This window comes from Cytobacillus depressus (genome assembly GCF_008923245.1).
Lineage (GTDB): Bacteria > Bacillota > Bacilli > Bacillales > Cytobacillaceae > Cytobacillus > Cytobacillus depressus.
Genome location: NZ_WBOS01000001.1, coordinates 980,188 through 999,928, shown reverse-complemented (window position 1 = coordinate 999,928; position 19,741 = coordinate 980,188). Strand labels below are relative to the sequence as shown.

At 38.8% G+C, this 19,741-nt stretch carries 15 protein-coding genes and 1 other annotated feature; of the genes, 8 read left to right on the top strand and 7 right to left on the bottom strand.

From position 1 onward, the window contains the following. The first annotated feature begins 485 nt into the window (after positions 1–485). The 4 genes from murC to ytxJ all read left to right on the top strand — a co-directional run bounded on the left by murC (position 486) and on the right by ytxJ (position 3,366). Positions 486–1,781 (top strand): UDP-N-acetylmuramate--L-alanine ligase, encoded by a 1,296-nt coding sequence (gene murC / locus F7731_RS04770; RefSeq protein ID WP_151533611.1) that lies wholly within the window; start codon positions 486–488, stop codon positions 1,779–1,781. Positions 1,782–2,011: 230 nt separating this feature from the next. After that, a complete protein-coding gene (locus tag F7731_RS04765; protein WP_151533610.1) occupies positions 2,012–2,500 on the top strand; it encodes a DUF948 domain-containing protein in 489 nt (162 codons plus the stop codon). 14 nt (positions 2,501–2,514) lie between these two features. After that, positions 2,515–2,979 (top strand): YtxH domain-containing protein, encoded by a 465-nt coding sequence (locus F7731_RS04760; protein ID WP_151533609.1) that lies wholly within the window; start codon positions 2,515–2,517, stop codon positions 2,977–2,979. A gap of 63 nt (positions 2,980–3,042) precedes the next feature. Further along, positions 3,043–3,366 carry a bacillithiol system redox-active protein YtxJ gene (gene ytxJ, locus F7731_RS04755; protein WP_151533608.1) on the top strand — a complete coding sequence of 108 codons (324 nt, stop codon included), beginning with the start codon at positions 3,043–3,045 and terminating at the stop codon, positions 3,364–3,366. Between the two features lie 63 nt (positions 3,367–3,429). Here the strand turns inward: ytxJ and F7731_RS04750 are convergent, their stop codons facing one another. After that, positions 3,430–5,595: a cell division protein FtsA gene (locus F7731_RS04750; RefSeq protein WP_151533607.1), complete on the bottom strand. Its 2,166-nt coding sequence runs from the start codon at positions 5,593–5,595 to the stop codon at positions 3,430–3,432. Positions 5,596–5,926: 331 nt separating this feature from the next. On the opposite strand from F7731_RS04750, the gene F7731_RS04745 reads away from it, so the two are divergent. Together F7731_RS04745 and ccpA are read left to right on the top strand one after the other, a co-directional pair. Then, a complete protein-coding gene (locus tag F7731_RS04745; RefSeq protein WP_151533606.1) occupies positions 5,927–7,000 on the top strand; it encodes a bifunctional 3-deoxy-7-phosphoheptulonate synthase/chorismate mutase in 1,074 nt (357 codons plus the stop codon). Between the two features lie 512 nt (positions 7,001–7,512). Further along, on the top strand, positions 7,513–8,508 hold the full coding sequence (ccpA, locus tag F7731_RS04740; RefSeq protein WP_151533605.1) for a catabolite control protein A: 996 nt from the start codon (positions 7,513–7,515) through the stop codon (positions 8,506–8,508). A 347-nt stretch (positions 8,509–8,855) separates the two neighbouring features. Here ccpA and F7731_RS04735 read toward each other — a convergent pair whose 3' ends face one another. From F7731_RS04735 to F7731_RS04725, 3 genes are read right to left on the bottom strand one after another with little or no spacing between them, the layout of a single operon-like run. After that, positions 8,856–10,028, bottom strand: a complete 1,173-nt coding sequence (locus F7731_RS04735) for an acetoin utilization protein AcuC (RefSeq protein ID WP_151533604.1) — start codon at positions 10,026–10,028, stop codon at positions 8,856–8,858. Then, the gene (locus tag F7731_RS04730; RefSeq protein WP_151533603.1) at positions 10,025–10,675 is read right to left on the bottom strand and encodes an acetoin utilization AcuB family protein; all 651 of its coding nucleotides are present in this window, start codon (positions 10,673–10,675) and stop codon (positions 10,025–10,027) included. The genes F7731_RS04735 and F7731_RS04730 overlap by 4 nt, the downstream gene beginning before the upstream one ends. Before the next feature lie 18 nt (positions 10,676–10,693). Further along, positions 10,694–11,326, bottom strand: coding sequence for a GNAT family N-acetyltransferase (locus F7731_RS04725; protein WP_151533602.1), 633 nt, complete (start codon positions 11,324–11,326; stop codon positions 10,694–10,696). A 317-nt stretch (positions 11,327–11,643) separates the two neighbouring features. On the opposite strand from F7731_RS04725, the gene acsA reads away from it, so the two are divergent. Continuing rightward, positions 11,644–13,362, top strand: coding sequence for an acetate--CoA ligase (gene acsA / locus F7731_RS04720; protein WP_151533601.1), 1,719 nt, complete (start codon positions 11,644–11,646; stop codon positions 13,360–13,362). Positions 13,363–13,424: 62 nt separating this feature from the next. Here acsA and F7731_RS04715 read toward each other — a convergent pair whose 3' ends face one another. After that, complete coding sequence (locus tag F7731_RS04715) at positions 13,425–16,349, bottom strand: transglycosylase domain-containing protein (protein WP_246197127.1); 2,925 nt, start codon at positions 16,347–16,349, stop codon at positions 13,425–13,427. A 389-nt stretch (positions 16,350–16,738) separates the two neighbouring features. Then, positions 16,739–16,964, top strand: a binding site (T-box leader). A 47-nt stretch (positions 16,965–17,011) separates the two neighbouring features. Between F7731_RS04715 and tyrS the strand changes: the two genes are divergently transcribed. Further along, the gene (gene tyrS, locus F7731_RS04710; protein ID WP_151533599.1) at positions 17,012–18,268 is read left to right on the top strand and encodes a tyrosine--tRNA ligase; all 1,257 of its coding nucleotides are present in this window, start codon (positions 17,012–17,014) and stop codon (positions 18,266–18,268) included. Positions 18,269–18,374: 106 nt separating this feature from the next. Here tyrS and F7731_RS04705 read toward each other — a convergent pair whose 3' ends face one another. Together F7731_RS04705 and rpsD are read right to left on the bottom strand one after the other, a co-directional pair. Continuing rightward, positions 18,375–18,572, bottom strand: a complete 198-nt coding sequence (locus F7731_RS04705) for a C4-dicarboxylate ABC transporter (RefSeq protein WP_151533598.1) — start codon at positions 18,570–18,572, stop codon at positions 18,375–18,377. 252 nt (positions 18,573–18,824) lie between these two features. Next, on the bottom strand, positions 18,825–19,427 hold the full coding sequence (rpsD, locus tag F7731_RS04700; protein WP_151533597.1) for a 30S ribosomal protein S4: 603 nt from the start codon (positions 19,425–19,427) through the stop codon (positions 18,825–18,827). Between the last annotated feature and the right edge of the window lie 314 nt (positions 19,428–19,741).

Genomic DNA, 19,741 nt, shown 5'->3' with positions numbered 1-19,741 from the left:
AGGCGCTGGAGCTGAACGTTGACAGGATTTTTCACAAAGTAATTCACATTATTCGAAGTTAAAATTCTTTAACAGCAATAAAAGCTCGTGTCCTAGGTAGGAACATGGAGCTTCGAAATGATAAGTATGAACTGGGATTTCATTACATAGTTTTTGAAAAAAAATAATGATATAATGTTTGAATATGAATTAGGATAAAGTTAATTATTGATTGTCTAGCTCCAGGCGCCATTGGCTCGAGGTCATAAGCCAATCCGTCCAAAAGGTAAAAAGCAACCTTTCGGCCGGCTCGTCTTATGCCTGAGGCCTGCAGGAAGCGGGTCATGCAGACGAAGACATAAGGACGTGGCGTTCTTAGTCTGCGTTCCTTTGTAAACAAGGCGCCTTGCGCTTCTCTTATTTCATGTCCTAAATTAGGATATGCGCAAAACTATATGAATGTCATATACTGTTTTACAGATATACGATGGTTGGAGGTTCTTTATATGACTATTTACCATTTCGTAGGTATTAAGGGGTCCGGAATGAGTGCCTTAGCACAAATTCTGCATGAGATGAACTATGAGGTTCAAGGCTCCGACTATGAAAAGCGCTTTTTTACACAGCTCGCTCTTGAGCAATCTGGAATAAAGATCCTTCCCTTTCAAAAGGAAAATATAAAGCCTGGAATGACTGTCATTGCTGGTAATGCATTTCCAGATACGCACGAAGAAATCGAAGAAGCAATGAATCTTGGACTGCCTGTTATTCGTTACCACCGTTTCCTTGGTGACTTTATGAAGAGTTTTATTAGTGTGGCTGTTACAGGGGCACATGGGAAAACTTCGACTACGGGCTTGCTTGCACATGTCATGAAAGGTGCGAAACCAACTTCATTCCTTATTGGAGATGGAACTGGCAGTGGGGATGAAAATGCAGAGTATTTTGTGTTTGAAGCTTGTGAATATAGGAGACATTTCCTTTCCTATTTCCCAGACTATGCTATTATGACGAATATTGATTTCGATCACCCTGATTACTTTGCTAATATTGAGGATGTGTTTTCAGCATTCCAAGAAATGGCATGGCAAGTGAATAAGGGTATTTTCGCGTGCGGTGATGACGAACAGCTGCAGCGAATTCAAGCAAAGGTACCTGTGCTATTTTACGGCTTCGGTGAAGAGAATGATTTCCAAGCGCGTAATATTGTGAAAACAACGGAAGGAACAAGCTTTGATGTTTTTGTGAGAAACACGTTTTTCGAACGCTTTTCCATTCCAACATTTGGAGACCATAATATTTTAAACTCGCTGTCAGTTATTGCTCTTTGTCATTATGAAGAGATCGATCCGCAAATTGTGCAAGACTACCTCAAAACCTTTAATGGGGTAAAAAGAAGATTTACCGAAAAGAAAGTCGGTTCTCAAATGATCATTGATGATTATGCTCATCATCCAACTGAAATTAAAGCAACAGTTGATGCGGCACGGCAGAAATATCCTGACCGCGATATTATTTGTGTTTTTCAGCCTCATACCTTTACAAGAACGCAAGCCTTTCTCGATGAATTTGCCGACAGCTTAAATTTAGCTGACAAAGTATATTTATGTGAAATATTCGGTTCTGCTCGTGAAAATCATGGTAAATTATCGATTGAGGATTTACAGGGAAAAATTCCTGGCGCCGAAATATTAGTTGAAGAAGGAACGGCGATATTGAAAACTCATGAGAACAGTGTACTTATTTTCATGGGAGCTGGCGATATTCAAAAATTCCAGGAAGCTTATGAAAGACAATTATAAAAGAAAAAAGATGTAGCATAAGTGTATAGGCTGCATCTTTTTTCTTTTTTTATTTAATATTATTCTTTTACACTGGGTAAATGTGTTAAAATGACCATGAATTATATATTTGACGAAAATACTAGCAGGAGCTTTATTCTATTAACTAGAATTCTTTAATGACAAGTGGTTTATGTTCATAGCTACTAGGGAAAAGAATAAATAGGTTGGGAAAATTGGAGGTAAGTATTGTGCAATTAATTTTATATTTAAGTGTAGCAGTGATTGCTATTGCTTTTTTTATTCTAGTTATTTACTTATCAAAAACACTAAAATCTTTACAGGGTACATTAGAGAGTGTTTCGAAGACATTAATTGGTTTAGAAGGGCAGCTTGAAGGGGTAACGAGGGAGACAACGGCACTTCTTGAAAAAACAAATGCATTAGCAGAAGATATTCAACATAAATCGGCAAGTCTTAACAGTGTAGTAGATGCAGTTAAAGATGTTGGGAACTCTGTACGCAACTTCAACGGTTCCATCCAAAAGATTACAGGCTCTATTAATAATCAGCTTGAAGAAAACGAAGAGAAGATTTCACAAGTTGTTCAATGGAGCCAAGTATTCATGGAATTAAGGGATAAGTGGAAAATGCGAAAGCAAGCGAACTCCCGTGAAGCGACAGTGGACAGACATGAGCCACAGCCCCAAAAAAGGTGGATAAGGGAAAGAAATTATTAAGGAGGCATAATGGTATGAGTAGTCAAGAACGAAATCAGTCCGAGCAAAGCAAAGTAAATCAAGAGGAAAATATTAATACGAAGGATTTCTTAATTGGCGCACTTATAGGCGGAATGGTTGGCGCTGCAGCAGCCCTTTTCCTAGCACCTAAATCTGGAAAAGAGCTGCGTAGTAATATTAACGAACAGGCCATTGTATTAAAGGAAAAAACCGGACAATTAAAAGATACGGCGATGACAAAGGGAACACAGCTTGCAGAAGCGGCGAAGGAAAAATCGAATGTTCTTGCTCAAACAGTATCTAAACAGTCAATTGAATTAGTGAATAAGGTAAAAAGCATTAATCCTTTAGAGAGACAAAATGAAGGATCTAAAGAAACGAACACTGCCCAAAAAGCTGTCAATAATGACGAAATTCAGAAAAAGCTTGAAGATACGAAACGAGCTTTTGATGAAACGGAGTATAAATATAATTACTAATACTGTTTGAATAACGGTGAGGTGAAAAATAGCTTCATCGTTATTTTGCAAAGGAGAAGTAACATGAAAAGATTTCATGGGAAGGAAGACTTTAATCTAGCATTTCAAGGTTCGGATCAATTACTAGTATTAAAGCATAGTTCAACATGTCCGATTAGCCAAGTGGCTTATGAGGAATATGAAAGCTTTGCAAATGAACATGAGCAGCTGCCTCTTTATTATCTAATTGTTCAGGAAGACCGCCCTCTGTCAAATTATATAGCTGAAACATTTAAAGTGAAGCACGAATCTCCACAGGCATTGCTATTTAAAAACGGCGAGCTTGCATGGCATGCTTCCCACTGGGATATTACATATGACTCATTGACAAAAGCTATTAATAAATAAAAAACAACTGCACGTTCAATTGTGGTGTCCCTCAATTGATGTGCAGTTGTTTTTTGCTTAAGATCAAATAGTTGTTGTTTTCGTTATTGATGGCCAAATAATATTTAAGTGATCCCCAGGCTCAATTACACTATAGAATGTAGCTAGCTCTCCATTAATTTGTAATTCAAATTTTCCATTTGAATGTGCTGGAATGTCAATATCGACATGACCAAATAAATCTTGGAAAATGAATGGTTCTATTTTGCTTTTTTCTATTAATAAGTAATCATTGTTATGGATAATATCATCCTCTAATAACGTGCTTCCCTCTCTTTTCATAACGGAAATAGGCTTTTTAAGAGTCATTTTTTTATCATTAAAAGTGACAGGAATTGTTTGCGAAAGGATAATTTGTTTTAATCGTGCCAATTCGCTTACAGTAAGTTTCCCCTTTTTCTCAATTACTATATGATCCCCATGCTCGAAACTATGGAAATGTTTAATTTCTTTTCCATTTCGATATATTTTCCCCGAAAGTGGCGGGATAAAGGTTTCTTTCCCATTTATATTTACTCTGAAAGGTCTGATTTCGGTAACGAGTTCATGCAGGTTAAGAGAAATAAGCATTTCCTCAATCGTTTCAGGCATTTTACATTCAATTTTATCGCGGTCTTTTATAAACTGTTCAGGGGATGCGACTATTCCATTACAAGTTAAGGAAGCAGAAACTTTATAAAATCTGTCATTAATTTGGATCTCTTTTTCTGGAATTTCATCAATAAGCTCTTTTATTTTTAGTTCCGTCTTTTCTCCATCTTCGCCCTTTTCAACAGTAAGTTGATCTCCATTTCTAATTTCGCTTTCTAAGGAATATTGACTATTATTGCAAAGGATAAGCGGTGCTTCGCCATGTCCGCCCGGAATTGTAATATTTTGTCCATTTAAAGTTATGATCATTGCTAATCCAGGCTTGCCATATAATTTATTCATTTTAATCCCGGCAGCAAGCAGGCAGTCACCAACGGTCAGCTTCTTAACTTCAAATAACCGAACAGGCAGATTATTGACATAAACTGTTTTGTAATGGACGGGAGATTTATGAGCGGCTACTGCAATCCCAATTGGTGTCACAAGTTCAGGCCCTTTATGAATATGTTCAGAAAGGGTTAGCGAATGAATAGCATCAATTCCTCTTATCGCTACTCTGTTTTCCGGCAAGTTTAATCTTTCTGCAATTCTTTTTGGCAAATCCGGTGTTAGGCTCCCTCCGCCAATGAGCATGACTGCTTTTGGCGCCTTCTGATTATTTAAGCATAAAATTTCATGACATATAGAGGATGCGAGCTTATCCAGAGCAGGAGAAATATTTTGAACCAAATCTTTCTTAGTAATTTCGGTTTCGAATCCTAGAATGTCTGTAACTTTTATTGTTTCATGTTCATGTAGTTCTCTTTTTGCTTTTTCAGCTAATGGAAAGTCTAAAAGGAGCTGATCGCTAATCGCTTCTGTAATCTCATCCCCGGCGATAGGAACCATGCCATATGCAATTACAGTTCCGAGGTCTGTAATCGCAATATCTGAAGTTCCTGCACCAATGTCTACTAATGCGACATTTAACCGGCGCATGGAAGGCGGGATTAACACATTGATTGCAGCGATCGGTTCAAGGGTTAAAGCTTCCATCTCAAGACCTGCCCGCTGAAGAGCGGAAAGTAGAGATTCAACAACAATCTTTGGTAAAAAAGTAGCGATTATTTCAACTGATGCTTCTTCCCCTTGTTGGTCAATTAAACTGCCAATTTCTTCTCCATCTAATCGGTAATAAAGAACAGAATAACCTACACAATAGTAGTAATAACTTTTTTCTGCTTGATATTTCTCGGCTACTATTGCTTGGGCTTTTTGGACAGCACTTAATTCTAAATGCAGGATATCCTCCTTTTGAATTAATGGCTTTCCATTTATATCAATACTTACTTTGGCACGTTCTGTTTTCAATGCTCGACCAGCAGCCGCAACAGAAACCTTTTTCAAAGGACCATGACTTTTTTCGAGTTCTTGTATTAAGTCGGAAATAATATTCGAAACAGCTAATACATCATGAATTTGTCCATCAAGCATCGCGCGTTCCGAATGCTCTTTAACAAGAATATCAATGACATGATATTTTCCTTGTGTTTCTTCTAAAATAATTCCATTTACTGAGCGTGTCCCAATATCTAAAGCAAATAGCTTTTGTTCATGCAAGTAAATACACCTTCTTTACCTATAAAAAAGTTTTGGCTTGTAAATTTTTAAAAAATTAAATATAATTGCAACCATCATATGCTTAAGTAAAACAAGATAGTATTAGAAAAAAATACTTTATCACTTAAAAGCGTTTAACTAATAAAGAAAAAATTCGTGACATGTTGCGTAATATCATATATAATAATTCTAATTATTTAAAATGTATCACATATTGTTGAGGCGATAAAGAAGAATGAGGCGAACAAGAACTGGGTAGAGAGTCTATTCACTATGTCTAATCATTCGAATAATCGAACTCTAAATAAAACATGAAGGGAAGGGACAGGTAATGAGTAATGAACTTAATCAGTTGAGAGACCGCGTTGATGAGCTAAACTTACAACTGCTTTCATTAATTAACGAAAGAGCTAAATTAGTTCAGGAAATTGGAAAGGCAAAGGAAACACAAGGTGTTTACCGTTATGATCCTGTCCGTGAGCGCCATATGCTTAACTTAATTAAAGAGCATAACGACGGCCCTTTTGAAAATTCAACCATTGAGCATGTGTTCAAGGAGATTTTTAAGGCTGGATTAGAGCTGCAAGAGGACGATCATCGTAAAGCGCTATTAGTTTCACGGAAGAAAAAACCAGAAAATACGATTGTTAACTTAAAGGGAGAAAAAATTGGGGATGGCAATCCGCATTTAGTTTTCGGACCTTGTGCAGTAGAATCGTATGAACAAGTAGCAACTGTTGCTAAAGCTGTTAAAGAAAAAGGCCTTAAGTTACTTCGAGGTGGAGCGTATAAACCAAGAACATCTCCGTATGATTTCCAAGGACTTGGTCTTGAAGGTCTGAAAATTTTAAAGCGTGTGGCAGATGAATTCGATTTAGCTGTTATTAGTGAAATTGTTAGCCCTACAGACATTGAAACAGCTGTAGAGTATATTGATGTTATCCAAATCGGTGCTAGAAACATGCAGAATTTCGAATTGTTAAAAGCTGCTGGAGCCGTCAATAAACCGGTATTACTAAAGCGTGGAATTTCGGCAACAATTGAAGAATTTATTAATGCGGCAGAATACATTATGGCGCAGGGCAATGGACAGATCATTCTCTGTGAACGCGGAATTCGTACGTATGAGCGTGCTACCCGAAATACGCTCGACATTTCTGCAGTACCAATTTTAAAGCAAGAAACACATTTACCTGTACTCGTCGATGTGACACATTCAACGGGCAGACGTGATTTATTGCTTCCGGCTGCAAAAGCAGCATTAGCCATCGGTGCGGACGGCGTTATGGCGGAAGTTCATCCAGACCCGGCAGTAGCCTTATCAGATAATGCCCAACAAATGGACTTAAAACAGTTTGATGAGTTTATGAAAAATCTACAGTCTTCTGCCTTTGTTCGAGTATAGAGTAAAACTTCAATCAGTGGGATTTTCAAAGCAAAGGAATTGCAAGTGCAGACTTTGCGATAGAACGTCAAGGCTGTAGGATGCATTTATTCCCACTGATTGTTAGTCCCGTTCTACTGTCTCTAATATCAAGGCTAACGCCTCGATAAAGAGACAGTACGAACCCGATTGGTTCAACTAAGCCGATGGAAGGCACATCGGCAAGTTTCACTGTATCTCACCAATCGAGCCTTTGCTGGCTGTTAGGCCCCCACTTTGAACTTAAAGTGGGGGGCTTATAGCAAGTTAATCGCGATAAACATTCAAGGAGCCTTCTGCATTTTGTTGGAGGGCTTCTTTTTTATGTAAAAAGTAGTAGCTTGACATTGCGGCATTCCAATGTCTATCGTATGATTAATTACATAATAATGTTTGTGTAGCCAATCACAATTAACATGATGATTAGGTTGCTATGGCTTGTTATAAACTAATATTAATAAAGGAACTTCGTGAATGATGAAGGAGTGGGATAGATGAATGTAACAATATATGATGTGGCTAGAGAGGCCAATGTTTCCATGGCCACCGTCTCTCGCGTAGTAAACGGCAATCCGAACGTTAAGCCTGCAACGAGAAAAAAAGTATCAGAAGTAATTGATCGACTAGGCTATCGCCCTAATGCGGTTGCCCGCGGACTTGCGAGTAAAAAAACAACTACAGTTGGGGTGATTATCCCTGATATTTCGAATATCTTTTTCGCTGAGTTAGCAAGAGGCATTGAAGATATTGCAACAATGTACAAATATAATATTATTTTAAGCAATTCCGATCAAAATTTAGAAAAGGAACTTCATTTAATTAATACGATGCTTGGGAAGCAGGTAGATGGGATCGTCTTTATGGGCGGAAACATTACAGAAGAGCTTGTCGAAGAGTTTGAGAAATCCCCAGTGCCAATTGTATTGGCTGGATCCATTGAAAAATCAGAAAAAATTCCATCAGTCAATATTAACTATGAGCAAGCGACTTATGATGCTATTATGGGCTTTTGTGAAAAAGGGCATAAGGAGATCGCCATTGTTTTAGGGCCTGCCCATGATCCAATTAATGAAAAAAAACTTGAAGGTTACAAACGCGCACTTGCTGAAAAAGGTCTAGCCTTTAATGAGGATTTAGTTGCAGAAGGTGATTATACGTATGATTCAGGAATAGAAGCATTTGAAAAACTTCTTGATGCAGAAACAAAGCCTACTGCAATATTTTCTGCCTCAGATGAGATGGCACTAGGAATTGTTCATGGTGCCGAAGATAAAGGCTATCATGTTCCGGAAGATTTTGAAGTGATCAGTTCGGATAATACGAAATTATCATTGATGGTTCGCCCGCAGCTAACAACCATCGTGCAGCCGCTCTATGATATTGGAGCAGTCGCCATGAGGCTTTTAACGAAATATATGAATAAGGAAGAAGTAGCTGATCATATCATCGTTCTCCCACACAGGATTGAAGAAAGAAGCTCAACCAAATAAGGAAAGAGCCGATAATATAGAAAAGCGAAAGCGCCAAAGAGAGATACACCTGAAAACAGACAAAAGAACCGTCGTGTGGAGATTGTTATTTCTGACCCGAAATATAGTAAAGATGATCTAAACTAAAAGGACCTCATTAATGAGGTCCTTTTAGTTTACACGTTAAGAAAGTATTAATTGGCAACGAAGAAGTTGGTTCGACGTAGTTGTCGATTTTAGGAATTAAGTATGACGGACTGGATGTCCTAGTAGGGCGAATATCACGGGACGTAGCTTCCATGAGTGCGATAAGTGCAACTACGCCTCTGTCTTCGCCTTTCCAAGGCTCGCCAATCGGCGAGTTTTCCTTATTCGCTTTGCGTTTTGTTCTGACTTCTTATTGGGTATAATGCTTTTTCTAATGTCTGTTTATTTTTTTCTATAATTTCTTGTTTTCTTGGTATAGGCTTGTACAAATTCCCGGGATCGTCCCAATTTAATGGGAGAGGAACAGGGGAGGTAGTCTTCCAATTACGAATCCATTCGGATGGAAGGGCTCCCGTATGATTGTGATTCTCCATCATTTCCAACCAAATCAATGCCCATGCACGTGGCACGACTCGCCATATATCATAGCCTCCGCCCCCAACTGCAATCCATTTGCCATCACAAAATTGATGGGCGATTTCATGGGCCAGCTTAGGGATTTCGCGATAAATCCTCATTGTTGAAGATAGATGAGTAAGCGGGTCTAAATAATGGGAGTCTGCACCGTTTTGTGTGAGAATCACGTCAGGTTTGAAAAATTCAGCCACTTCTCGTAAAGATGTTCGGTATACATCAAGCCAGGATTCATCTTCTGTAAAGGCATCAACCGGGATATTGAACGAATATCCATATCCTGTTCCTTGTCCCCGCTCACTGACATTTCCTGTTCCAGGGAATAAGTATCGTCCCGTTTCATGAATAGAAAGTGTACAAACGTCAGGATCATCATAAAAAGACCATTGTACTCCATCTCCATGATGGGCATCCGTATCAACATATAGAACCCTAGCTTTATACTTCTCTTGAATATATTTAATCGCAACTGAACTGTCGTTATATATACAGAAACCAGAAGCTTTCCCCCGGAATCCGTGATGCAGGCCGCCGCCAAGATGGAGGGCATGCTTTGCACGTCCACTCATCACATAATCAACAGCAGTTAACGTTCCGCCTACTATTAATGAGCTTGCTTCATGCATATTCAGAAATATCGGTGTATCTTCAGTACCAAGCCCGTAGTTTTCTGCGACTTCAGGAGAAAGCTGACCGCTTCCTGCGAGTTTTACAGCATGAATATAATTCGGATCATGAATAAGCTGGAGCTCATCATCTGTTGCCATACGGGGAGGAATGAGGTGATGGTCCTCAATGGCATTCATATTTTTCAGCAAATCGAGTGTTAGTTTAATTCTTAACTGTTTAAAAGGATGATTCTCGCTGAATTTATAGCTCAGCAAGTCTTCCGAAAAGACAAAAACGGAATCTTGGCTCATAAAGATTTCCCCGGATGATTCGGCCAAAGAACTTGATGACCCGCAGTTTTTAAATCATCAATAATCGAAAATGGATTCATCGTCTGTACTCTTATGACAAGTATTTTATATTTTTCATCACTTTTATCGGGATAAACTAGTACACTTTGAATATTTGCTTTTCTGTTGCTGATTACTTTAGTGACCTCGCTAAGCATACCGGATCTATTGGGCACTTTTACTTCAATTTGTGAACCTGGCTGGTGGGCACCTGTCAATTCGACTAATGTGCGGAGAAGGTCTGTCGCTGTCACAATACCAACGAGCTTATTGTCTTTTAATATTGGCAGGCAGCCTATCCGATGCTCATAAATAATCGCTGACACTTCTTCGACCAAATCCAGCGGATGTCCTGTAATAATGTCCGTTTTCATGATCTTTTTTATAGGGTTTTGTAAACCTTCTTTAAACTTTTCGGTTTCAAATAGAATAGAAGGTGTAGCATCACGAATATCTCTATCTGTCACTAAGCCTACTAAATACCTATTTTCATCTATAATTGGGAGATGACGAATTTTTTTCTCACTCATCAACTTAATTGCTTTTTCAATCGTGTCGTCTTTTGACAACGCAAATACATCGATCCTCATGATTTCTTCAACAATCATTTTTTATTACCCCCTTAACTAATACATGAAACGATTCATAAACCGGAGGCGGTCGAATTTTTGGATAGAATCAAGATCGACCCTTTTTCCTATTTTGGCCATTAGACAATTTGCTGGATGAGAGCTAATTTCTGGGTCATCCGTTGCATACCATTCTAAGCCGCCTGCATTCATCATTTTCTCCATGACCTTTCGATATTCCCATACATTTAATCCTGTCCCTTTTAAATCCCAATGCCAATAATACTCTGTCGTAATAATGATATAATCTTCCATCGCATCATCCATCATGGACACCTTTAGAAGGCTTTTGCCTGTACCTGTTCCTCTGAACTCTGGAATAACCTCAATGGCACCAAGCTCAATTAAGTTCTTCATCTTTCCTTCTGACCATCTTTCAAGAGGGTCGGGATAAACATATGTAACATATCCGACGATGGTATCCCGATATCGGGCAATATTAATCCTCCCTTCAGGCAAGCCGGCGATTTCAATTAGCGCCTTTTTCTGCTGTTCAGGTGGACGAAAAGCCACTAGGTCCTTATGAAACTCTAAATCTGCTAGTTTTTGAGGAGGAATGGGTCCCTCAATAATTAAACTCCCTTTAGAGGTTTTTATTTCCTTAGCATTATATGTTTTTCGATGTTCCACTTGTCTCACCGCCTATTGACATTCATGATTAATTCTATTATACATAAAAGGTGCTTGTTTTAAGTAATTTACCTTTATTTTCTGCATTATTAGAAAACACTTTGTGAACAATTTAGTTTTGCTGGAAATCAAATTCCTAAATTCGCATGGAATTATAAAAACAAACCCAATAGAATATTTTAAAAATTGAGATAAGATTAAACTTGTACTATAATAATACCAAACTATCACAGCCTATAATTCTCAAATGATTTGCGAGTTATTCATAGAGATTCAGAGTTTGCTGTGTATGGATTATTTAAGGAGGATATTGATATATGAAAGTAGAAGCATTATCAGCAACACAAGGAGATTACAATTTAAAAAACTATGAGGAAACGTACAAGCAATTTGATTGGGCGGAGGGTGAAAAAGTATTCTCCTGGCATGAAACTGGCCGCGTGAATATGGCCTATGAAGCGATTGACCGCCATGCTGAATCATTTAGGAAAAATAAAATCGCTTTATTTTTCCGTGAAGGCGTAAGGGATGAAAAATATACATTTAAGGAAATGAAGGAGCTATCAAATAAAGCGGGGAATGTACTAAAAACTTATGGAGACGTGGAAAAAGGGGATCGCGTATTCATCTTTATGCCTCGTTCTCCAGAGCTTTACTTTGCAGCATTAGGTGCAATTAAGCTTGGAGCCATTGTTGGCCCACTCTTTGAAGCATTTATGGAGGGCGCTGTTCGTGATCGTCTAGAGGACAGTGAAGCTACTGTACTTGTCACTACTCCGGAATTATTGGACCGAGTACCTGTAAATGAGCTGCCTGCTTTGAAGCATATTTTCCTCGTTGGAGAGGGAATTGACGAGGAAGGGCCATATATAGATTTTAAAAAGAGAATGGCAGAGGCGAGCAATAAGCTTGAGATTGAATGGGTAGAACGGACAGATGGGCTAATTCTGCATTATACCTCTGGATCGACTGGGAAGCCTAAAGGTGTCTTGCACGTGCATAACGCGATGATCCAGCAGTATCATACAGCTAAATGGGTTCTAGACATGCAAGAAGAAGATGTGTTATGGTGTACGGCTGACCCAGGCTGGATTACAGGAACTTCCTACGGGATGTTTGGTCCATGGTTAACAGGAACATCCAATTTAATTGTTGGAGGAAGATTTAACCCAGAATCATGGTATAAGATGATTGAAGAATATGGCGTGACGATTTGGTACAGTGCTCCTACTGCATTCCGTATGCTAATGGGGGCAGGAGATGAAGTAGTTAAGAAATTCGATTTAAGTACTCTTCGTCATATTGTAAGTGTTGGGGAGCCATTGAACCCTGAAGTAATTAAATGGGGAATGAAAGTATTCAATAAGCGTATCCATGATACATGGTGGATGACTGAAACAGGGGCATTATTAATTTGTAACTACCCATGTATGGAAATTAAGCCTGGATCAATGGGTAAGCCCGTACCTGGCGTTATTGCAGCGATTGTAGATGATCAAGGAAATGAGTTGCCTCCAAATTGTATGGGCAACTTAGCCATTAAAAAAGGCTGGCCAGCGATGATGCATACAATTTGGAATAATAAGGAAAAATTCGATTCTTATTTCATGCCTGGTGATTGGTATGTATCAGGTGATTCCGCTTATATGGATGAAGATGGCTACCTATGGTTTCAAGGACGTGTAGATGACGTCATTATGACTTCTGGTGAAAGAGTTGGGCCATTTGAAGTAGAAAGTAAGCTGTTAGAGCATCCTGCCGTAGCTGAAGCTGGAGTCATCGGAAAGCCAGATCCAGTCCGTGGTGAAATTATTAAAGCCTTTATCGCTTTAATTGATGGATATGAACAATCAGATGAGCTTATTGAAGATATTCGTCAATTTGTGAAGAAAGGTCTAGCGGCTCATGCGGCGCCTAGAGAGATTGAGTTCCGTGATAAACTTCCAAAAACAAGAAGTGGAAAAATTATGCGCCGTGTCTTAAAGGCATGGGAGCTTAATCTGCCTACTGGTGATCTATCAACGATGGAAGATTAATATTTAGATACAAAAAGAACCGTGCGCAATTTCATAGCACGGTTCTTTATTTTGGGGCTTAACTAATTTTCATTTGAAGGGGGTGCCGGATTGTCACCGCCTCCTTCACCATCCCCATCTCCAGGATTTGACCCTGTTCCTGGTTTTGAGCTGCTATCATCTCCAGGGGGATCCTTCGGTTTCTCGCCTTTAGGCGGTTTGGAAGAATCTTTATCCTTATCAGTTGTTGATTCAGCAGGCTGCCCAATTTGGACACTGTTGGATGGAGAAGATTCCTTCCCTGCGATATCAACCGCTGTAATATAATACTCACCATTTTGAGTGTTGAAAACTAATGAATTTCCAGCTGGAATACTGCCAACCTTTTTAACAGTATTACCTAACTTTTGATAAACCCGATAGCCAACGACATCATTTTCGGGATGAGTATTCCAAACAATTTTTGAATTTGAATGACTAATAGATGGTGCCCCAGGGGCTTTTCCGTTGTCAACCAATTTAGAATCCGTTATAAAGAGCCCTCCCCATTTATCTTTATTCGGTATGAGTTGTGACACATTTTTAATCGGAATGCGATATCTCTCTTCAAAAAGCTTTGGACTAATGACGACACCTGAATGGGTAAATTCCGCTGGTGTGCTATCTAAGGCTAAATAGCGTTTATCCCCAATAATGACATATTTTCCGCTAGAAAAGCTATCATCTGCCCGTGTTGGCAAAAACTTCGCATTATATAAATCTGTTGTAACGAGACCGGCTTTAGAACAAGCATCAGTTGGCAGGAGGCCGGATGCAGCACAATACGATCTGCGAACAATCCCGCCAGGCATTTTGAATGATTGTTTCGTTGAGACGAGTTCAGGAGCCGTATCATATGCAGCGTTTATTAAATCCGCCCATAAATAAATGTTTCGGGCGTTATGATAAAGTCCTTTATATCTCACCTCTAACGGTTTTGGAGTGTCGTAACCGTTCCAGACACCGAAGCTGACTTTTGGATTGATTGCAACAAACCAAGAGTCCTTTAAATCTTGACCGGTTCCTGTTTTTCCAGCCCAGTCGGAATGGAATTTCAAGCGGCTTTTTAATGAATTTGCTGTTCCTTTGCTAATGACATCTCTCATCATATCGATTGTTAAGTAAGCCGTTTGCGGGCTAAATACATCGACAGGCTCGACTTCATGCTGATAAATAACATTCCCCCGTTTATCAATGATCTTCTCAATCATATAAGCATCGATAAACTGACCGCCATTTGCAAAAGTACCAAAGGCATTCACATTTTCCTCTACAGTCACTCCATTTGTCATTCCGCCAAGTGCTATGGCATTGGTTGCATAATCTTTTTCAACCAAAGAGGAAAAGCCCATTTTCTCTAAATATTGCGCTGGACGTTGATCAATAATTGTTCGATATGTCAGCATGGCAGGGACATTATAAGACATTGTTAGAGCATACCTTGCAGAAACTAAACCACTATACGTTTTATCATAGTTTCTAGGGTAAGGCACGTTTGGTCGATGGGGGTCAAGGTAAACCTCCACATCTGGAATAACTGTTCCAGGCGAGACAGCACCTAATTCCATGGCAGGTGCGTATACGAGCAATGGTTTCATTGTAGAACCATTCGACCTTGTAGTATTCGTCGCATGATTTACTTGCTTTTGATGATAGTCTCTTCCCCCTACAAAGGAGAGGATTTTCCCGGTGCTGTTATCGATAAGAATAGCACCAACTTGAACTGGCTCGACAATTTCTTTCTCCTCACCTGTTTCAAGGTCTTTCTCCACTTCTATCTTATCGCTCCCATAGTAAGCGAAATTATCTTTTACATGCTGCATTGCATCATATATGCCTTTATGAATGGTTGTGTGAATTTGGTAACCATTTTGGCGTAAATTACGGTCAGCAAGAATTTCATATTCATTTTTTAGTTCTTTATCATTTTTTAAATCTTCTTCATCATATCCGTCTTGCTTCGCTAGAATGCCTGCCATAATTCTTTTTGCTCGATCCTCGATTTCGAATGTTAAGTAAGGGTATTTTTCAACTGTACTTTCAACACGCGAGATAAAGTCCTTCGTAATATCGTAGGCTATTGCATCTTTATATTGCTTCTCATTAAGCTTTCCGTCATCATACATTCTTTTTAAGACCGTTTTCATCCGAGTAAGGCCTGGTTCAATGCCTTCAGGTTTCTTTAATTCCCCAGCTTGTGTGAACGGCGTATAGCCGAATGGGCTTTGAGGAAGGCCAGCTATAAAAGCAGCTTGCGGAATATTTAAATCTTTTGCATTTACACCAAATATTCCTTTTGCAGCAGCCTGCACTCCAGCGATATTTCTCCCAGAAGAGTTTCTGCCAAAAGTAGAAACGTTTAAATAGGCTTCTAAAATCTCTTTTTTATCAAAAAATTTCTCTAAGCGGAGAGCGAGTAATATTTCTTTTGCTTTTCGTTCAAAAGAAACCTCATTTGTTAAGAGCTGGTTTTTAATTAATTGTTGTGTTAGTGTACTTCCGCCTGATTGGACAGAGGAATTGGTCACTTCTTGAAAGATTGCACGCATGATTGCTTTCGGTACGACTCCGTCATGTTCATAAAAATATTCGTCTTCTGTTGCAACGACTGCATCAATCAAAAATTGAGAAACATTTTCTAATTTTACTTCTTCACGGTCTAAGTCTGTTCGAAGCTTTCCAAGATAAACATTATCGGAAAAATATAAATCGGACGTTTCTTCGTAGTTATAAATATCTTTTTTCATTTTTTCATATGGAAGAATTTTTTCATCTTTTACTAGTGAGGCAAAGTAGCCTGCACCAACACCTCCGGCAAAGGAACCGGCTATGACAAGAATAATAATAAATAATAATATTAAATTCCACATGACTTGAAATGAAATGCTAGCGCCCTTTGCTGCTTTTTTATTAGTGAATATGCTTAAACGCGACTTCCATTTATTCTTCATATTTTGATTGTCTTTCATTCGCATCATTCCCCCTAAAATCACATACATTATAGCATAAACAGACAATCCTATATGACAAGGTTCGCCATTTTTCTAAATTTCCCTCTTTTCTTTTGGCTTGTTAAATAAAAGCGTTGATTTCCGCTGCAGGCGCTCGCTTTCCGCGGGCGGTCGGGGAGCCTCCTCGTAGCTATCGCTCCTGCGGGGTCTCCCTTGACTCGCTTTTCCCGCAGGACTTTGAATAATCTTCCGTGAATTAACACCGCACGAAAAAATGCGTATGCATTTTGAGGATCTCGCGCCTTCCGCTTCAATCAACAAAGTGCACTTAAATGAGTCGTTCTTTTAATTTAGAATTTGACATTTGTTATTTTGTATGATAAAAATTCAATTATATTAATATTTGTTTACATGCTTTGATGGGAATAAGTAGTGCTTCTATCTCTGTTTCAGAAAGCTGGCGGTTGCTGTGAGCTAGTACATGTAGAAGAATGAATTACCTCCTTGAGCATTCACTGTCAACCTGAGATTACAGTTATAGCAGTGAACGGATAATCCGTTATTAGAAATGAGTGGAGGGCTATTTGTCCTCAATTTGGGTGGTACCGCGCAAAAAAATAATGCGTCCCTGCAGTTTAGCAGGGGCGCTTTTTATTTTATTTTAAAAGGAGGAAAAGGAAATGAATTTACTTGAGGATTTACAGTGGAGAGGGATTATTTACCAGCAAACAGATGAAGAAGGATTAAAGGATACGTTAAATAAAGAGAAAATCTCTTTATATTGCGGAATGGATCCAACAGGGGACAGCATGCATATCGGGCATTTGCTTCCGTTCTTGACATTAAGAAGATTCCAAAATCACGGGCATCGTCCAATTGTCCTTGTCGGTGGCGCAACTGGTTTGATTGGCGACCCCAAAATGACAGAAGAAAGAACTCTGCAAACAATTGAAGCAGTTCAACACAATGTTGATCGTCTATCAAAACAATTAAAGACGATTTTTGATTTTGAAGGGGAAAATAGGGCGATCATGGTAAATAACTATGATTGGACTGCGCCAATGAATATTATTACCTTCCTGAGAGATTATGGTAAGTATGTGGGAATTAATTACATGCTGGCAAAGGATACGATTGCGAGTCGTTTAGAAACAGGTATATCTTTTACTGAGTTTACTTACACAATTTTACAAGGAATGGATTTCAAACATTTATATGAAAATCACAATTGTAAGCTGCAAATTGGCGGTAGTGATCAATGGGGCAATATTACAACTGGACTTGAATTGATTCGGAAAATGACAGGAGAAGGCGCCAAGGCATACGGTTTAACCATTCCTCTCGTTACAAAGGCAGACGGAACAAAATTTGGTAAAACAGAAGGCGGGGCTGTTTGGTTAGATCCAGAAAAAACTTCTCCATATGAGTTCTACCAATTTTGGATTAATACTGCAGATGCAGATGTTGTAAAATACTTGAAATACTTTACATTCCTTTCTAAAGAGGAGATCGAAGCTCTAGAACAATCTGTTCAAGAAGAGGCACATCTTCGTAAGGCACAGAAAGCTCTAGCAGAGGAAATGACTCGTTTAATCCATGGGGAAGCTGCCCTAAATCAAGCGATTAAAATCTCAGAGGCACTGTTTAGCGGGGAAGTAAGCAATCTAACTGGAGCAGAAATTAAGCAAGGATTTAAGGATGTTCCTTCGTATGAGCATACGACTGGTGAAGAAATTAGTCTTGTAGATTTATTAGTTGTTGCAAAAATTTCGCCATCTAAGCGCCAAGCAAGAGAAGATGTTAGTAATGGTGCCGTTTCGATCAATGGGGAAAGAGTAACAAGTACAGACTATGTTCTATCAGAAAAGGACCGGATTGAAAATGAATTTACGATTATTCGCCGCGGGAAGAAGAAGTATTACTTAATTAAATACTAATTAGTTTTTCAATTTGAAAAAGGCCCTAGAAATGATTGTACATTTCTAGGGCTTTTCTATAATTATTTATGGTCTTTTCTCAAATCCTTAATAAATGCTCCTAAATCTACGAAAGTAAGGGTATCAGGATTGCTATTGCGCCAAGTACTAATGAACTCCATGCTAATGCTTTTTGTGGACTAGCTAATACAATTAAACCTAAGACTACTGCGATAGCGCCTAACCAATATGGAGCGAAGAAAAATCCAACTACTGCTGCAATGACTCCTAGCCACCCAAGCCATAAACCTGTCACCTTGCCCATCTTAGAACACCTCCGCACTATAATATAATCGACTCGCTCAAAGCTGGACCTCACTAATAAATAGGAGGTTAGCTTACGGTCTTGACTGTATAATATGATGGAATGGAGAATAATGACAATAATTAATCTAATTAAGAATAATTTTGCCATCTTTACATAGAGGGGAAAATCTTGAAAATAAAAAAGCCCTAGAAACTGCGTTATATCAACGCTTCTAGGGCTTTTTTGATTGCTATTTGGTAAGCAAATTAATTAACGAGAGTAGAACTCAACGATTAGAGATTCGTTAATTTCAGCTGGAAGTTCAGAACGCTCTGGTAAGCGAGTGAAAGTTCCTTCTAATTTGTCAGCATCGAAAGTTACGAAATCAGGAACGAAGTTGTTAACTTCGATTGCTTCTTTGATGATATCAAGGTTGCGAGATTTTTCGCGAATGCTAATTGTTTGACCAGGTGCAACGCGGTATGATGGAATATCAACACGTTTGCCATCAACTAAGAAGTGACCATGGTTAACAAGTTGGCGAGCTTGACGGCGAGTGCGCGCTAAGCCTAAACGATAAACAACGTTATCAAGACGTGATTCTAAAAGAACCATGAAGTTTTCACCGTGTTTACCAGTCATTTTACCAGCTTTATCGTATAAGTTACGGAATTGACGCTCAGTTACGCCGTACATATGACGAAGCTTTTGCTTCTCTTGTAATTGTAAACCGTACTCAGATAATTTTTTGCGTTGGTTTGGACCATGTTGTCCAGGAGCGTAAGGACGCTTTTCTAATTCTTTACCTGTACCGCTTAGAGAGATTCCAAGACGACGAGATAATTTCCAGCTTGGACCAGTATAACGAGCCATTGAAGACTCCTCCTTTAATGTTTTTATTTTGGTAAAATAAAAACAGATGTGCTCAACAATTATGTCCATTTTGTTTTCATGTACCTTCGCCCTAGCAGCTAAGGGTTACCCAATACCCCTCTAATCAGCAAAATTAAGCTGATTCAGGAACAAAATGAAAACATGAAAGAGTACACATAGGCTGCAATATTTTACACAAAGAATATTATATAATTTATGTATATAAAGGTCAAGGAGTATTTCAGTCAACTTTAATAGAAATGCGTTTATTTTTCTCTAACCCCTGTTTTTAGTTATGCTATAATATAATTAGG

Coding starts and splice junctions, on each gene's coding strand:
- ytxJ (WP_151533608.1), top strand. CDS start 3,043: ATGAAAAGATTTCATGGGAAGGAAGACTTTAATCTAGCATTTCAAGGT.
- F7731_RS04760 (WP_151533609.1), top strand. CDS start 2,515: ATGAGTAGTCAAGAACGAAATCAGTCCGAGCAAAGCAAAGTAAATCAA.
- acsA (WP_151533601.1), top strand. CDS start 11,644: ATGAAAGTAGAAGCATTATCAGCAACACAAGGAGATTACAATTTAAAA.
- tyrS (WP_151533599.1), top strand. CDS start 17,012: ATGAATTTACTTGAGGATTTACAGTGGAGAGGGATTATTTACCAGCAA.
- F7731_RS04715 (WP_246197127.1), bottom strand. CDS start 16,349: ATGAAAGACAATCAAAATATGAAGAATAAATGGAAGTCGCGTTTAAGC.
- F7731_RS04735 (WP_151533604.1), bottom strand. CDS start 10,028: ATGAGCCAAGATTCCGTTTTTGTCTTTTCGGAAGACTTGCTGAGCTAT.
- F7731_RS04730 (WP_151533603.1), bottom strand. CDS start 10,675: ATGATTGTTGAAGAAATCATGAGGATCGATGTATTTGCGTTGTCAAAA.
- F7731_RS04705 (WP_151533598.1), bottom strand. CDS start 18,572: ATGGGCAAGGTGACAGGTTTATGGCTTGGGTGGCTAGGAGTCATTGCA.
- murC (WP_151533611.1), top strand. CDS start 486: ATGACTATTTACCATTTCGTAGGTATTAAGGGGTCCGGAATGAGTGCC.
- rpsD (WP_151533597.1), bottom strand. CDS start 19,427: ATGGCTCGTTATACTGGTCCAAGCTGGAAATTATCTCGTCGTCTTGGA.
- ccpA (WP_151533605.1), top strand. CDS start 7,513: ATGAATGTAACAATATATGATGTGGCTAGAGAGGCCAATGTTTCCATG.
- F7731_RS04745 (WP_151533606.1), top strand. CDS start 5,927: ATGAGTAATGAACTTAATCAGTTGAGAGACCGCGTTGATGAGCTAAAC.